The sequence below is a fragment of the Halomonas sp. HL-93 genome, assembly GCF_900086985.1.
GTDB lineage: Bacteria > Pseudomonadota > Gammaproteobacteria > Pseudomonadales > Halomonadaceae > Vreelandella.
The window spans coordinates 1,991,374-2,005,182 of sequence record NZ_LT593974.1 but is presented as its reverse complement, the minus strand read 5'-3'; the positions used below and the strand labels follow the sequence as shown (position 1 = coordinate 2,005,182).

The following is a 13,809-nucleotide window of genomic DNA, read 5'->3' as shown; positions in this document are numbered from 1 at the left end:
CCTAGTTTGGAGTTATTATGTCCGCATTGCCCTATGTCTTAATACTTTATTACTCGCGTTCAGGTGCGACTGCCACAATGGCGCAGCAGATCGCCGCTGGGGTAGAGCAAGTGGCCGGTATTGAGGCGCGTTTGCGTACCGTGCCGCCGGTATCTCCCACCTGCGAGGCGACAACGCCCGAGATTCCCGAGGAGGGTGCGATTTATGCCGAGCTTGACGATCTACGTCACTGTAGCGGCTTGGCACTCGGTAGCCCCACGCGCTTTGGCAATATGGCGTCACCGCTTAAATATTTTCTCGATACTACCAGCAGCCTTTGGATCAATGGCGCCTTGATCGATAAACCGGCTACCGCTTTTACCTCAAGTTCGAGCCTGCATGGCGGGCAGGAAAGCACGCTATTGACCATGTTGGTCCCCTTGCTCCATCACGGCATGGTATATGCTGGCGTGCCTTACAGCGCCACAGAGTTACTGGCGACCCAGACAGGTGGAACTCCGTATGGCACAAGCCATCTAGCAGGCCCGCGCAGCGACCGCTCGGTAGATGAGCACGAGCGTACTCTTTGCGTAGCGCAGGGCAAACGATTAGCCAAACTAGCCCTGGCGATGCACGCGATGCGCGAGGACGTGCGATGAGACAATGGCTAGAGGGCATCGAGCAACAGCATGGTATCGATCGACTGACGTCACTTTCACGGCAATGGGTGCTGATAAGCTTTAGCCTGCTATTACTAATGATGCTGTTTCGCGGTTTTATGGTCCAGGGAGACGCGTTTAACTGGCGACCTATGATTGCCTTTGTACTGCCGCTGGTGCTGTTTTTGCCTTCTATCATTGGTCGACGTCCGCGAGGACACGCATGGCTCGCTTTTGTAAGCCTACTGTATTTTAGCCAGGGGGTGATGGTGGCGACGCTGCCAACACAAACGCTACGTGGGGTCGTTGAGGCTCTTTTATCGCTTGCCCTGTTCAGCGGTTGCATGGCTTACGCACGTTTTCGTAGCCGCCAAGTACGCGCGCAGGGATAAAAATCCTCTTATTATTCACTACAACGACATTTTTTGATGGAGAGCATAGCAATGGCACGCGACATAGCGGATATCAGGCGTGATTATGAAGGTGGTCGACTCGATGAAGCGCATGCCCCCGACGATCCCCTGGTGTTGTTTGATGAATGGTTCACCCTGGCGATTGAGCAGGAAGGAAGAGACAGCAACGCCATGACGCTCGCTAGTGTTGACAGCCAAGGGAGGCCCCACGCGCGCGTCGTTTTACTAAAAGGGTTCGACCAACGCGGCATGGTATTTTTCACCAACTACCACAGCCACAAAGGCAGCGAACTCAGTAATGTGCCCTACGCTGCCCTTACCTTCTGGTGGCCATCGATCTCCCGTCAGGTGCGAATTGAAGGGGCCGTTGAACAGGTGGCGGCGGAAGAGTCCGACGAATACTTTGCTAGCCGTCCACGTGGTAGCCAGTTAGGCGCCTGGATTGCGACCCAAAGCGTCGTCATACCCGACCGCAACTGGATTGAAGAGCGCCAAAAACGCTTCGAACAAGCATATGAAGGGCAAACTATTCCTCGCCCCATTCACTGGGGTGGCTATCGCGTTAACCCTGATATGATCGAGTTTTGGCAGGGGCAACCCAGCCGCTTACATGATCGTATTCGCTATGAGCGGCGTGATGGTGGCGAGTGGAGCTATTTTCGCATGGCTCCCTAGGGGGCATTCCCAGAGCTGTGGCTGGCCCAAGGTGGTGGGCTAGCCATGAACTTAATCGAGCTTGGCGTCCCTCTAGTCCGGCAGGCTTTCAAGCCGGTGACGCTGCCATTCACTTTCAGGCTCGTTGAGCCGCATGGTGGCATCGATCACCTGCTCTTCCATGTTGTAACGACAAGTAAAGCCTAAGTGCTTCATCAATGCCCGCATGGGGTGATTATCCGGCATGATCTTACCCACCATTTCCAGTGTGCCAATGTGAGTGCAGTAATCGATCATTTTCTTCATTAACAAACTGCCAATTCCCAGCCCTTGCAGGTCGTCGCGAATGATGACCGAAAATTCTGTGCGGATGTTATCCGGATCATTCCAGACGCGCACCACCCCGAGCATTTCTTTACTGCCATCATCACGCTGATGTTCGGCAATGAACGCCATTTGTCGGTCGTAATTGATATGCGACAACACCGAGAGGTCGCGCTGGGTTAAGTTTGATTTGTTATGAAAGTAGCGAAAACGAATGCTTTCTTCCGACAGTTGCCGGTGAAAGTTAGTGATCAACGGCGCGTCTTCGGCACGAATGGGCCGCACCTCGACCTGCCAGCCGTTTTTCAGCGTCACCCATTCTCGCAGCTCTTCAGGGTAAGGCATGATCGCGAAACGGGCTGGAGGCCCGAGATCCATGGCAAAATCCACGGCTAGCATGCCGTCGCGGTTGAGCAACAGCGGGTTCAGCTCAAGTCCGCGCAGCTCGCCCAAATCCGAGGCCATTTGCGACAGCTTCACCAGCAGTTGGCATAAGTGCTGGGTATCCCGATCGGGGTCTGATGAGTGTTCGCGTATCAAGGACGCGGCGTGGGTTCGATTGACCACATCCGCTGCCAAGCTCATGTTGAGTGGTGGTAACGCGACTTGCCGGTCGGCGAGGACATTGACTTTATAGCCACCGATGCCGAATACAATCAGCGGGCCAAATACCGGGTCCCGGGTAATACCCGCGCACACCTGCATGGAATGTTTGCCGCGTTGCATGGGCTGCAAACAGTATTCATGAATCGCATACTCAGGCAGTTTTTCATTGACCTTTTCGCCTAATCTACGTACGCCATCCGCCACCTGCTCGGGCGTTTCAAGATCCTGCAGCAGTCCTGCCGATATTTTATGCGGGTGCTTGCGATAACGATAAGGTCGGCAATTTCCCTCATGAACGACCTTCAATGCTTTTGGTCCTTCAATTTGAGCGGCAACCTCAAGCGCCTGCTCCGCACTGGTTATGTAATAGCTAGTCGCCGCGGGTATGCCATACGCTTCAAGCACCTGCGCGGTTTCAGAGTGGCTTAACGTCTGGCGCCCTTGTGCTTTGGCCTCGCTGATTAACGTTCGACACTGGGCGCGAATCTCGGCGCTGGTAGAAAACGGCAGGCTGGGAGGCGTTTCCTGAAGCAACTGCTGAACTCGCTGATAGTCCACCATGTGCATAAAGGCTTTCACCGCCTTTTCGGGCGAAATATAAGTAGGAATGCCCGCCAGATTGCATTCGTGGCGGGCGTTCAATGCTTCTTTCAGGCCCATCCAACTGGTCAACAGGTTACGACGAAACGCTTTACGATTAGCAATCAATGCCTGTGCAGTCACCAGCGAGGGCGCGAGCCGTGTTGGCGCATGCACCACGAGCACTGCGTCCACATTGGCATCAGCGGCCACAATGCGCAGCGCTTCGACAAACCGTTCGGGTGTGGCATTGCCGCCTAAATCGACGGGGTTCTCCCCGGGTTTGCTGACATCTACCTGACTTTGATGCAATGCCTGCTGTGTTTCTTCGCTAAACTCAGCGAGCTTGCCCCCGGCACTCACCAGTTTATCGATGGCGAGCATGGCAGGGCCCAATCCGTTGGATACCACCGCCAAACGGTCGCCACGAAGCGGCTTCATGCGCGAAAGCGTTTCCAAGGCGTCTAGTAGCTCGTCGGAGTCGTTTACGCGCACCACGCCCGCGCGAGAAAAAGCCGCGTCAAACACCACGTCGCGATTGGCAATACCTGGTGTCGGTGCCATGCCGGAAATATCCGAAGCAAAGGTTCGGCCGCTTTTGATTGCCAGCACTAGTCGGTTGCGGGAGGCATCACGCACCGCCGTCATGAAATGCTGTGCATCGGATATTCGTTCAAGGTGGAGCAATATTGCCTGCGCTGGCGAGAATTGATTTACGTAATCGATTAGATCCGGCAGCAGCACATCAACGCTGTCACCCACGGTAATCAGGTGTGAAAACCCCACATCGCGCCCTGCGGCCCAATCAATCATGGCGTTGGCCAGCATGCCCGACTGGCCTAGGTAGGCCACACGGCCTGCCTTGACGGGTTGGCTGGCATACGACGCGTTAAGTTTTTTGGCCGGCACGATAAGGCCCATGCATTCAGGGCCTAGAACGCGGATGCCTGATTCCCGGGCGGCACTCAGCATGCGCTCGCGAATCGACCCTTTATTGCCCTTGTCGCGGTCCAGATAAGCGCCGCCGGACAGCACCAATGCCGCTTTTACGCCAAACTTGCCTAATTGATGGATTAATTTGGGCACGCCTTCAATGGGTGAGCAGATAACGGCGAGGTCGGGCACCTCAGGCAAGTCTTCAATGCGCTTGACACAGGGGTCGCCGAAGACCTGATCATAACCTTTCAGGTTCACCGCCCAACGCTGCCCCTTGAACCCGCCTTCATGGATATTGCGAAGGACCAAGCCCCCAAGCGAGGCCGGGTTCTCTGACGCGCCGATGACGGCAAGCGTGCGGGGTTCAAAAAAATGGTGCAAGAAACGTGTACTCACGTTTGCCTCTCCTGAAGCGGTGCAGCGCGATGTAAGACTTATGGACACTGTCGCGCATCAGTGTGTCGCGATTAAGGTGATGCTATCCATCCTGGAGCGCTTGAATGATCACTGCCTACCTTACTCACCCGGACTGCTTATTGCATCACATGGGACCGGAACACCCTGAAAATCCTCAGCGACTGGAGGCGATCCGAGCGCGTTTAGCGTTATCAGGCCTATTACAGCAAACCATGCAGTCCGATGCCAAGGAGGCGGATGAACTGGCGCTTAGCCGTGTTCACGCTACGCGCCACCTTAACGCCCTCACCAAGTGCCTGCCTGAAGAAGGTATCGTACCGCTTGATAACGATACCTTGATGAACCCGGATAGCCTGAAGGCAGCACGTCTGGCGGCCGGTGCGGTCATCAAGGGAATTGATCAGGTCTTCAAGCGCCAGGCCGACAACGTATTTTGTGCTATTCGTCCACCTGGGCACCATGCTGAAGCGGCCGAGGCAATGGGGTTTTGCTTTTATAACAATATCGCCGTCGGCGCAGCCTATGCCAAAGAACGTTATGGAGCCCAACGAATTGCGGTGCTGGACTTTGATGTTCACCAGTGCAATGGCACCATCGATATTTTCAAGAACGACCCGAGCGTGCTGATCTGCACCAGTTTTCAATACCCGTTCTATCCTTGGCGGTATTTGCGCAGCGAATGGCAGAATGTGGTCAACACGCCTCTAGAAGTCGGCACCGACGGGCCTGAGTTTCGTCGTCTAATTGAAAACCAATGGCTACCGGCGCTACATCGCTTCAAACCAGATTTAGTGCTGATCTCAGCAGGATTTGATGCCCACCGTGACGACCCCATGGGCGATGTGTGCTTAACGGACGAGGATTTTTACTGGGTCACGCATTTGGCGATGGAAATTGCCACGCTGTACGCCGATAACCGGCTGGTCTCATCGCTGGAAGGTGGCTATAACCCAACATCGTTAGCAAGCGGTGTCGAGGCTCACCTGAAAGCCTTGCTGGGTTTACCCTTTTCAGTTGCGCCCTAACCAAACAGCCCTTATGCCACCTATGCTATGATGCGCGTTTTTAACAGACGCTATCGTGACCATTATGACCGCAACTTCGGAAGAGCATGCGGCGTTGCGCATTGCATCGGGATGTAAGCCCTTTGTTGAGCCGCTGCGTCTGGGCGAGCGGCTCAAGCAGATCCGCCTTGCTAACCACTGGACATTGGAAGACGTCAGCCAGCGTACCGGTTTGGCGAGATCCACGCTGTCTAAAATTGAAAACGATCAGGTGTCACCCACCTTTTCAGTGGTGCAAAAGCTGACAACGGGCCTCAATATTGACCTGCCCCAGTTGTTAACACCACCTAAGCGGGAACGTTACACGATGGGGCGACGGGATCTTACCCGCAAAGGCAAAGGCCAGCTGCACCCCACGCCGACCTATGAGCATGAACTTTTAGGCCATCAGCTAGCGCAAAAACGCATGATTCCGTTTAAGACCATTGTTCGGGCGCGGCATTTCGACGAATACCACCAGTGGGTGCGTCACGACGGTGAGGAATTTCTCATTGTTTTACACGGCGATGTGATGCTTTACACCGAATTTTATGCGCCTTTGGTACTGGCCGAAGGTGACAGCCTGTATTTTGACAGTGATATGGGCCACGCATTGATTTCGACCAGCGAGGACGACGCTGTGGTGCTGTCAGTCTGTACCCGCGGGGAAGACCCCAACTGATGTCAATGAAACACCTGAATACGCTTCAAAGGCAGTTGGTGGGTTTGGGAAGCCCCGCAATACGCGCCACCACCTTGGCGGTGCTGCCAGGGAAGAGTCGCATCAGGTAAATAGAGCGGCCTTTGTCATTGCCCAGCGCCTGCTGGGTGGCTTTGACGAGGGGACGCATCGCAGGGGCCATTTCATAGCGCGTATAGAAATTTCGCGCCAGGCGGATGATTTCCCAGTGCTCAGGCGTTAATTCGATCCCTTCATCGTCGGCCAATTGTTCAGCAACGGCTTCCGACCAGTCATTCATCTCGGCCAAGTACCCTTCCGGGTCAAGCGTCACGATAGTGTCGGTATTCTCCATCGGTCTACTCACTCGTTACGAATCTAATACCAGGTGACTGACTGTGCATGTTGCTCAGTCAGTGTTACAAATCCGGCCATGTCCACGGTTGCCAACCTATGATGGGTAGCGGTGCCGGCTAGCCCCCTGGCAACAAGGTCTTCTTCCAGCAAAAACACCGCGTACTCTGTTTGTGTCCAGCAGGGTAAACCCGGGTTTAACGCCGCCGTTACCCCTTCCTCGATCAGCAACAGCGTATCGCCCGCCTGAATGGCCTGCTCGACCTGTTGGGCTACTTCGCTGGTGGGCGCAGTGGTCAAAATATGCAGGATCATGGAACACCTAGAAGTTGAGGATCGGCCGATCTTGGCTAAACAGGGCTTTCACCTGTCCCTCGCTGAGCGGCGTTATACCATCCACCAATGCCTCCAGGGGAAGGTTGAGGTCATCGAGCGTTCGCTGGGGGACGTTTAACTGGTCGATATCATACATCTCAAGCATGTTGATCGTTGGCAGGCTGGCCTTTTGCCCCGGTGCGCCGGCCTGCTGTTCCTTGCACAGTGCCAGAGCCCCCTGCCCCATAAACATCAGCCTGACGGATTGACCAAAGGCGGCAGCTACCAGCGCAGCGTCGAGACCCTCGCGCAGCCAGTTCGAGTTATGGGGAGCATGACGGATGATTACCAGCAGGTCTTCAGATGCGTGCATGATCGGTCTCAACTGGCAAAGGTAATCAAACGATCGCAGCGCTGTTGAAGCGTCAGCAACTGGCCTAACCCCGTCAACTCAAAAGGCGCCGCCAAGTTAAAGGCATCGTGACCATGGCGCGTCGCTTCAGCCTGGCTGACGATTCCACGTCGCAGCGCCGCAGCAATACAGACATCCAGCGTCACAGCGTGTTCTTCGTGTAGCGCCTTCCAGGCATCGCGCAGGTTCAGCTCATCCTGCGGCGGAGTCATTAGCAGTGATGCATTATGAACACCGTCATGATAAAAGAAAACGCCAACAAGCTGGTGTCCTTTGGCAAGCACCGCATGAGCAAACCTGAGCGCCGAATGAGGCGCTGGTTGGCTGTAGGGAGCCCCCATTACTAATAGTCCGTAGTCCATTGCCCTTGCCTATCGTGGTGGCTAATGACATCGCCCATGTAATAAAAAACAGACCCTAATAATAGGGTCTGTTGAGACATGCAGCTCTGCGCCTAACGCCAGATGGGTTAGTCGTTGCTCATAAAGCCGAGCAGCGACAGCAGGCTGATAAACAGGTTGTAGATGGAAACGAAGAGCGTGATGGTCGCCAGAATATAGTTGGTCTCGCCCTGGCGATGAATGATTTCACTGGTTTGGTAAAGAATGGCTGCTGAAGAAAACAGCACAAAACCAGCCGATACCATCAGCGATAGCGCGGGGATATTGAAAATAAGCCCCGCCACCATCGCGAGCACCAGCACAATGGCACCTGCCAGCATAAAGTTGGCAAGGAAGCCAAAGTCTTTCTTCGTTACCAGTGCGACGGCTGAAAGACCGATAAAGGTAACGCCCGTCATTGCCAAGGCGTTCATTATCAACGCGCCGCCATTGGGCAGTGCCAAATAGGCTGACAGGATAGGCCCTAACGTAAAGCCCATAAAGCCAGTGAAGGCAAATGTAGACAGCAGCCCTAACGCTGAGTTGGCCGTTTTATGGACCAGGAACATCAGGCCATAGGCACCGATAAAGAACACGAAGATGTTCATTTGCTGAACGCCCATCGCGACGGAGGCGCCTGCGGTTACCGCAGAGAAGAGTAGCGTCATCGCCAACAGCGCGTAGGTGTTACGCAGCACTTTGTTGGTGCTAACCGAGTTGGCTACACCGCCAGTGGCTGATTGCGCAATATGTGAGTCGTTGTAACTCATGTGTTCATGCTCCGTAATTATCTGTCGAACAATGGACCAGCATGCCGTTACCGAGTTCCAGACGCAAGCCTTTGTCTTCCACGCTAAACATCTTTCTATAATATGTCAGTTTAGCAAGTATTGGCTATGCTTGCTGGACATCTCTCTGGATACCAAAATGATGAAGAAAATTCTACTCCCCTCCTGCGCATTAGCGCTGTTAACGTTGAGTCAAGCGTCACTGGCTTTTTCTCCCGCTGGTGAAAGCATTTCATACACGGTGGATGAAGAAAATTTCGAGGGCTATTTCGTCTCAGGGGGCGACGACGTACAAGGCAGCGTACTTATCATTCATGATTGGGACGGATTGGATGATTACGAGCGTCAACGTGCTGATATGCTCGCTGATCAAGGCTACGATGTATTCGCCGTGGATCTATTTGGTGAGGGTAACCGGCCCCAGGCAGTTGAAGATAAACGAGCCGCCACCAATCGGCTTTACGACGATAGAGAACGGATGCGTGCACTCACGCTGGGCGGCCTGGCGCAGGCAAGAGAAGAAGGCGCCGCCGAGCAAACGGTAATCGCAGGGTACTGCTTTGGCGGTGCAGTGGCGTTAGAAATCGCCCGCTCTGGAGAAGCCGAGGGCATTGCGGCTTACACCAGCTTTCATGGTGGTTTAACAACGCCCGAAGACCAATCTTATTCAAGTGATACCGCGCCTATCTTTATTGCCCACGGGGGAGACGACTCCTCGGTGAGCCTCGACGATGTGGCGACCCTTGCGGATGAGTTGGAAACCGCGGATGTTACCTATGAAGTTGGTATTTATTCCGGCGCGCCACATGCCTTTAGTGTCTTCGGAAGCGATGCCTACCACGAACGTGCCGACCAGCGTTCGTGGGCGGCCTTCAATGACTGGCTGGACGAAATGCTTTAACTATCCGGGTCTTTGGCAGCGCATTGCGCCGCCAAAGATGGTGGTGTACGTTAGCTTTGCACTTCTTTCTCGTCATTTTTCTGCGGTGTGATTTTGACCACCGGCGTTTGACGGGCATCCTGAGGGGAGTTGTAGAGACGCACATCAATGACATGCAGTACTGCTAATTGTGCGAACAGCACAGCAAAACAAACAATCAGACCTTTTAGCATGGTGGTTGTCCATAAGGGCTCCCGATGAGCCTTATAGCTGCATAGTAGTGCAATGCTCCGCCAACACAATCGATATTTCACGCACAGCTTGCTAATTGTTTTGCACCTGACAGCGTAGACGCCAACCATGCTGGCAAGCGTCGTTCCAGATAATAACCAGGTGCCCAGGGCGTGCCCTCAATAAAACCCACATGCCCACCCTGGCGATGAAATTCAAGCGCCACATGAGCCGGTAAGGACGATGGTTGCGGTGCACTTTCAGGGTAAAGAAACGGGTCGTCCTGCGCCTGGATAATCAGGGTCGGTACACTGATCGACGAAACAAAATACAGACTGCTGCATCGCTGGTAGTAATCGGCAGCGCTTGAGAAACCGTGCAGCGGTGCCGTTACCCGTTCATCGAAATCCCAAAGCGTGGCAATACCTCTGAGCGACCCCAAGGCTAAAAGCTTGGCGTACTCGTCAGGGTCGCCATGTATTGCGAACCGCTGGCGTTTATCTACCATGTAGTGGCGTAAGTCGCGCAAAAAGCGCGCCTGGTAAATCTTCGACATCCCCTGGTTAATTCGCTTGGCACTGTGATCCAATCGGAACGGCACCGAGATAGCAGCCGCCGCCTGCAATGGCGTTGCACTGCCCTGCTCGCCCAGGTACTTCAACAGCACATTGCCGCCAAGGGAATAACCAACGGCCGCCAGAGGCCTGCCTGGTTGGCGAGCGGATAGCATTCCAATGACATCGGCTAGATCTTCGCTAACGCCCGAGTGATAGCCGCACGCCAGGCGGTTGGGCTCCCCCGAGCAGCCACGCCAATTCACAGCGACACTCTGCCAGCCTTTCAAAGCGAGCGCTTGCTGTTGTCCTAAAATGTAACGCGATGAAGAACTACCGGTTAGTCCATGCAGCAAAATGACGCACGGCGTGTTGTCGTCACTACGGCCAAACCAGTCGAGATCCACAAAGTCCACATCTCGCAGCGTCATACGCTCTCGCTTACGCGCTAAAGGCAGCCCTGATCGAAAAAAAGGGCTATACAGTGTTTGCGCATGGCCGCCAAGCAGCCATCGGGAAGCAAGAAAGGTGGACATCGACTGCATCATCCATGAAGAAAAGAAGTAATAATGGGAGCGATCAACGCTAAGAGGGATCAGTCATTAACGGTCACGTCTCTTAAATCATCAATGCTCACACCCTCAGGCAACTCTGATTCCGAGCTAGGTACCCACACTGGAGATAGGTCGCTATCTTCTCGACCATCGTCAAAATGGTGGCCGGGCAAACGATATACTACTCGCTGATTATGATGGTCCCAGGCGAAAATGCGGTCCATACATACGTCCTTATTCATAAGCCAGATAATGACTGCCAGTGTAGTACAGAGAGAGTGGACTCAGTAAACAAGTGTGATATCTAACAGTTGGCTTATCAATGATTGTAGAGCGCACGCATCATTAATCCGAACTCTCCAGCTGGTAACGGTTTATTGGCATAAAAACCTTGAAACTGATCACATGAAAGGGAGCGAAGATAGTTAAGCTGCTCTACCGTTTCCACACCTTCAGCAATCACTGTGAGGCTTAATGTTTTGCCTATTTCGATGATTGCCTCCGTCAGTTTTTGATTCTTAGTACAATCGATCATGGCATATATAAATGAACCATCGACCTTGATCGAATCGAGCGGAAAATCTTTCAACCTGGCGAGTGAGGAATAACCGGTACCGAAGTCATCAATTGCAACCCTGACGCCCATTTTTTTAAGTTCTTTGAGAATCCGCACCGTCTGCTTGACGTCATACATCATCATGCTTTCTGTGATTTCCAGCTCAAGTAGTTCAGGCGCCATACCAGTCTCCCGCAGCACGGTATTGATATCGTCGAAAAGGCCTTTATCAAGGAACTGGCGTGCGGAAAGATTCACCGCCATGCTCAATTCTGGAAACCCTTCCTTTTGCCAGGCTACATTTTGCCAACAAGCCGTCTTGAGCAGCCAGCGGCCAATAGGAATGATGAGCCCATTTTCTTCTGCTATAGGTATGAATTCCATGGGCGCCATCAGCCCTAAATCTGGATGTTGCCAGCGTAATAGTGCTTCCATTCCCGTGACCTGACCGTTCATATCCTGCTTTGATTGGTAATAAACTTTAAATTCTTGATTCTGCAGCGCACGGCGCAGGCTCGAGTCCAGGACAAAGCGCTCCAAAGAATCTGAATTCAATGTTTCGGAAGAGAACTGGACATTATTTTTTCCTTTCTCCTTGGCGTAATACATCGCAATATCAGCACTTTTGAGCAGTGATTGCTCGTCTTCCCCGTCTCTAGGGAATAGGGCGACGCCAATACTCACTGTGATGTGAAGTTCCTGGCCCGCTAGCGTGAATGGCACTCTGACAGTCGAAAGAATTTTTTCAGCGACGATTTCCGCTTGTTTGATTGCCTCAATTTCAGGAAGCAACACTACAAACTCGTCCCCGCCCAGGCGCGCTACAACATCGCTTTCACGCACCGCCTCACAGAGGCGCTGCCCCATTTCCTGAAGCAACTCATCGCCAGCGTCATGGCCCAGTGAATCATTGATAATTTTGAAACGATCAAAATCAAGATAAAATAACGCCAATTTTGTGTCGTAGCGACGCGAATGATGCATACCTTGGGTTAGCAACTGGGTGAAGAAGGCGCGGTTGGGCAGCCCAGTGAGGCTGTCATGAAAGGCGAGGTATTCCACACGCTGAGCATGGGCGATACGCTGTTCCATATTGCGAACTTGTGCTCGCTGGAGCTTCCAGCTCAGTCGGCCAAGTAAGGCCAAAACAATTAGAAGCAGAAGGCTTGCCAGCATGGCACGCCACAGGTACGTTTGCTTAAGCTCATTGGCGGCGGCCAAACGCTCAGCTTCAGAGAGCCCAACGACGATGGCGAGGGGGAACTCGAACAGTTCCCTGGCCACGGTATAACGCGGAACCTCATCCCACGGATTAACCGTTACTGCAGCCGATGTTTCAACGTCTCCGCTGTCGGCCAATATGGTTTCGTAATCGACTTTCTGATTCGCACTGATGTGATCGCCAGTCCGTTTGATTCGCAAAATACCATCGGTACCCACTAGGGCCAGCACCCCCTGCTCACCCAGCACCTCTGACTCATAGCTGCTGACGAAATAGCCAGCATGTACCGATACCGTCACTATGACTTCCGAGTCCATATCATCCACTTGTGCACGCCGACTGAAGAATAACTCCCAATCATCAGATTGCTGATTGAACCAAGGTAACCCCACCACCATTTCTTGGGTTTCCTGAGCGAAGCGATAGTAATTATGGATCGCCATATCCGGATGGGCGAGAACCTCTGTGCTAGCAAGCACGTTGCCCCAAGAATCGGTAACGCTAACCGTGAATAAAGACTCAGGCGGTAGCATGCCCCGTGCACGTAAATCTCCCAGTACCGAAGGTGCAGACTGGCCATCGAGGCTGTATAGAACTAGTTTCAGAGTTGTATCAATCTCACGCAGCGCCCGTACTATTTGTGCCTCGTAGGTATCAGCGGTGTCCTCGGCAAGCGCCGCAGCTGTGCGTTCTGCTGACGCTTGCTCCCTGCTAACAAGGTGAAGGGTTGTGGTCCAGATCACCACAAGTGCTATCACCGCAATGCTGGTAAACAAAACGTAGGGTTGGATCAAGCGATCTAACCAACACTGAACAACACTAGGGTCTGAAGACTGCCCATTACGTTTCATTTCATTGTTGTTATTCAATCAACACCACCCGTAGTCTCTCATCAGTGATACTCGAATCGAGATAGCCAATGGCACGTGGTGACGTCGCTATGGTGTTTGCCATAGCGACGTCGTTGGTAACCAGTGGCGGAGGCTGCCCACGGCCAGTGAAGATCAGCTTCGACCTATGCGCCTTGATCTGAGTGGGCGTCATTTCCAAGTAATATCGATAAAACTCGCTATATACAGGTGAGCTCTCCCGCTGGTCGAAAGGCTCCACGGCAGCGCCATTGGAAAAGCGATTCAACCTGCCCAAGTAAATATCTCTGAGCTCAGAGCGCGACAAGGTCTCGGTCGGGTTTTGTGCTGAGACCACTACCACCACTTCAGCCAAGGCGGTGTTAACCATTAGGCTGAAGAGTAGGCCCCACATACTAAATATCC

Annotated in this window: 17 protein-coding genes; 6 read left to right on the top strand and 11 right to left on the bottom strand. The window is 53.3% G+C overall.

The window, feature by feature from the left end:
- Positions 1 to 17: 17 nt before the first annotated feature.
- From wrbA to pdxH, 3 genes are read left to right on the top strand one after another with little or no spacing between them, the layout of a single operon-like run.
- Positions 18 to 638 (top strand): NAD(P)H:quinone oxidoreductase, encoded by a 621-nt coding sequence (gene wrbA, locus GA0071314_RS09240; protein ID WP_074396367.1) that lies wholly within the window; start codon positions 18 to 20, stop codon positions 636 to 638.
- Complete coding sequence (locus GA0071314_RS09235) at positions 635 to 1,030, top strand: DUF2069 domain-containing protein (protein WP_074396366.1); 396 nt, start codon at positions 635 to 637, stop codon at positions 1,028 to 1,030. The genes wrbA and GA0071314_RS09235 overlap by 4 nt, the downstream gene beginning before the upstream one ends.
- A 51-nt stretch (positions 1,031 to 1,081) precedes the next feature.
- Complete coding sequence (gene pdxH / locus GA0071314_RS09230) at positions 1,082 to 1,726, top strand: pyridoxamine 5'-phosphate oxidase (RefSeq protein ID WP_074396365.1); 645 nt, start codon at positions 1,082 to 1,084, stop codon at positions 1,724 to 1,726.
- Positions 1,727 to 1,798: 72 nt separating this feature from the next.
- On the opposite strand, the gene GA0071314_RS09225 is transcribed toward pdxH, so the two are convergent.
- Entirely contained in the window at positions 1,799 to 4,546 is a 2,748-nt protein-coding gene (locus GA0071314_RS09225; RefSeq protein ID WP_074396364.1) for a bifunctional acetate--CoA ligase family protein/GNAT family N-acetyltransferase, read from the bottom strand.
- Between the two features lie 104 nt (positions 4,547 to 4,650).
- Between GA0071314_RS09225 and GA0071314_RS09220 the strand changes: the two genes are divergently transcribed.
- Positions 4,651 to 5,592, top strand: coding sequence for a histone deacetylase family protein (locus GA0071314_RS09220; protein ID WP_074396363.1), 942 nt, complete (start codon positions 4,651 to 4,653; stop codon positions 5,590 to 5,592).
- Positions 5,593 to 5,656: 64 nt separating this feature from the next.
- Positions 5,657 to 6,292, top strand: a complete 636-nt coding sequence (locus tag GA0071314_RS09215) for a helix-turn-helix domain-containing protein (RefSeq protein ID WP_074396362.1) — start codon at positions 5,657 to 5,659, stop codon at positions 6,290 to 6,292.
- A 25-nt stretch (positions 6,293 to 6,317) separates the two neighbouring features.
- On the opposite strand, the gene GA0071314_RS09210 is transcribed toward GA0071314_RS09215, so the two are convergent.
- From GA0071314_RS09210 to GA0071314_RS09190, 5 genes are all read right to left on the bottom strand, one after another.
- Positions 6,318 to 6,644 carry a TusE/DsrC/DsvC family sulfur relay protein gene (locus tag GA0071314_RS09210; protein ID WP_074396361.1) on the bottom strand — a complete coding sequence of 109 codons (327 nt, stop codon included), beginning with the start codon at positions 6,642 to 6,644 and terminating at the stop codon, positions 6,318 to 6,320.
- Positions 6,645 to 6,667: 23 nt separating this feature from the next.
- Complete coding sequence (gene tusB, locus GA0071314_RS09205) at positions 6,668 to 6,958, bottom strand: sulfurtransferase complex subunit TusB (protein WP_074396360.1); 291 nt, start codon at positions 6,956 to 6,958, stop codon at positions 6,668 to 6,670.
- 7 nt (positions 6,959 to 6,965) lie between these two features.
- Positions 6,966 to 7,331 carry a DsrE family protein gene (locus tag GA0071314_RS09200; RefSeq protein ID WP_074396359.1) on the bottom strand — a complete coding sequence of 122 codons (366 nt, stop codon included), beginning with the start codon at positions 7,329 to 7,331 and terminating at the stop codon, positions 6,966 to 6,968.
- Positions 7,332 to 7,339: 8 nt separating this feature from the next.
- Positions 7,340 to 7,732, bottom strand: coding sequence for a sulfurtransferase complex subunit TusD (tusD, locus tag GA0071314_RS09195; RefSeq protein ID WP_074396358.1), 393 nt, complete (start codon positions 7,730 to 7,732; stop codon positions 7,340 to 7,342).
- A 107-nt stretch (positions 7,733 to 7,839) separates the two neighbouring features.
- Positions 7,840 to 8,520, bottom strand: a complete 681-nt coding sequence (locus GA0071314_RS09190) for a Bax inhibitor-1/YccA family protein (RefSeq protein ID WP_074396357.1) — start codon at positions 8,518 to 8,520, stop codon at positions 7,840 to 7,842.
- Positions 8,521 to 8,680: 160 nt separating this feature from the next.
- On the opposite strand from GA0071314_RS09190, the gene GA0071314_RS09185 reads away from it, so the two are divergent.
- Positions 8,681 to 9,439 carry a dienelactone hydrolase family protein gene (locus GA0071314_RS09185; protein WP_074398492.1) on the top strand — a complete coding sequence of 253 codons (759 nt, stop codon included), beginning with the start codon at positions 8,681 to 8,683 and terminating at the stop codon, positions 9,437 to 9,439.
- Between the two features lie 50 nt (positions 9,440 to 9,489).
- Here GA0071314_RS09185 and GA0071314_RS19630 read toward each other — a convergent pair whose 3' ends face one another.
- From GA0071314_RS19630 to GA0071314_RS09165, 5 genes are all read right to left on the bottom strand, one after another.
- Positions 9,490 to 9,651, bottom strand: coding sequence for a hypothetical protein (locus GA0071314_RS19630; protein ID WP_172822099.1), 162 nt, complete (start codon positions 9,649 to 9,651; stop codon positions 9,490 to 9,492).
- 77 nt (positions 9,652 to 9,728) lie between these two features.
- A complete protein-coding gene (locus GA0071314_RS09180) occupies positions 9,729 to 10,739 on the bottom strand; it encodes a hydrolase (protein ID WP_096298248.1) in 1,011 nt (336 codons plus the stop codon).
- Between the two features lie 59 nt (positions 10,740 to 10,798).
- A complete protein-coding gene (locus GA0071314_RS09175) occupies positions 10,799 to 10,981 on the bottom strand; it encodes a hypothetical protein (RefSeq protein WP_074396355.1) in 183 nt (60 codons plus the stop codon).
- 95 nt (positions 10,982 to 11,076) lie between these two features.
- Positions 11,077 to 13,404 (bottom strand): putative bifunctional diguanylate cyclase/phosphodiesterase, encoded by a 2,328-nt coding sequence (locus GA0071314_RS19665; protein WP_074396354.1) that lies wholly within the window; start codon positions 13,402 to 13,404, stop codon positions 11,077 to 11,079.
- On the bottom strand, positions 13,397 to 13,798 hold the full coding sequence (locus tag GA0071314_RS09165) for a phosphate ABC transporter substrate-binding protein (protein ID WP_096298250.1): 402 nt from the start codon (positions 13,796 to 13,798) through the stop codon (positions 13,397 to 13,399). The genes GA0071314_RS19665 and GA0071314_RS09165 overlap by 8 nt, the downstream gene beginning before the upstream one ends.
- Positions 13,799 to 13,809: the final 11 nt, after the last annotated feature.

What these genes read in the sequence shown, in the direction of transcription:
- wrbA (WP_074396367.1), top strand. Translation starts at nt 18, where the DNA reads ATGTCCGCATTGCCCTATGTCTTAATACTTTATTACTCGCGTTCAGGT.
- pdxH (WP_074396365.1), top strand. Translation starts at nt 1,082, where the DNA reads ATGGCACGCGACATAGCGGATATCAGGCGTGATTATGAAGGTGGTCGA.
- GA0071314_RS09200 (WP_074396359.1), bottom strand. Translation starts at nt 7,331, where the DNA reads ATGCACGCATCTGAAGACCTGCTGGTAATCATCCGTCATGCTCCCCAT.
- GA0071314_RS09185 (WP_074398492.1), top strand. Translation starts at nt 8,681, where the DNA reads ATGAAGAAAATTCTACTCCCCTCCTGCGCATTAGCGCTGTTAACGTTG.
- GA0071314_RS09175 (WP_074396355.1), bottom strand. Translation starts at nt 10,981, where the DNA reads ATGGACCGCATTTTCGCCTGGGACCATCATAATCAGCGAGTAGTATAT.
- GA0071314_RS19630 (WP_172822099.1), bottom strand. Translation starts at nt 9,651, where the DNA reads ATGCTAAAAGGTCTGATTGTTTGTTTTGCTGTGCTGTTCGCACAATTA.
- GA0071314_RS09165 (WP_096298250.1), bottom strand. Translation starts at nt 13,798, where the DNA reads ATGTGGGGCCTACTCTTCAGCCTAATGGTTAACACCGCCTTGGCTGAA.
- GA0071314_RS09180 (WP_096298248.1), bottom strand. Translation starts at nt 10,739, where the DNA reads ATGTCCACCTTTCTTGCTTCCCGATGGCTGCTTGGCGGCCATGCGCAA.
- tusB (WP_074396360.1), bottom strand. Translation starts at nt 6,958, where the DNA reads ATGATCCTGCATATTTTGACCACTGCGCCCACCAGCGAAGTAGCCCAA.
- GA0071314_RS09220 (WP_074396363.1), top strand. Translation starts at nt 4,651, where the DNA reads ATGATCACTGCCTACCTTACTCACCCGGACTGCTTATTGCATCACATG.
- GA0071314_RS09210 (WP_074396361.1), bottom strand. Translation starts at nt 6,644, where the DNA reads ATGGAGAATACCGACACTATCGTGACGCTTGACCCGGAAGGGTACTTG.
- GA0071314_RS09215 (WP_074396362.1), top strand. Translation starts at nt 5,657, where the DNA reads ATGACCGCAACTTCGGAAGAGCATGCGGCGTTGCGCATTGCATCGGGA.
- GA0071314_RS09190 (WP_074396357.1), bottom strand. Translation starts at nt 8,520, where the DNA reads ATGAGTTACAACGACTCACATATTGCGCAATCAGCCACTGGCGGTGTA.
- tusD (WP_074396358.1), bottom strand. Translation starts at nt 7,732, where the DNA reads ATGGACTACGGACTATTAGTAATGGGGGCTCCCTACAGCCAACCAGCG.
- GA0071314_RS09235 (WP_074396366.1), top strand. Translation starts at nt 635, where the DNA reads ATGAGACAATGGCTAGAGGGCATCGAGCAACAGCATGGTATCGATCGA.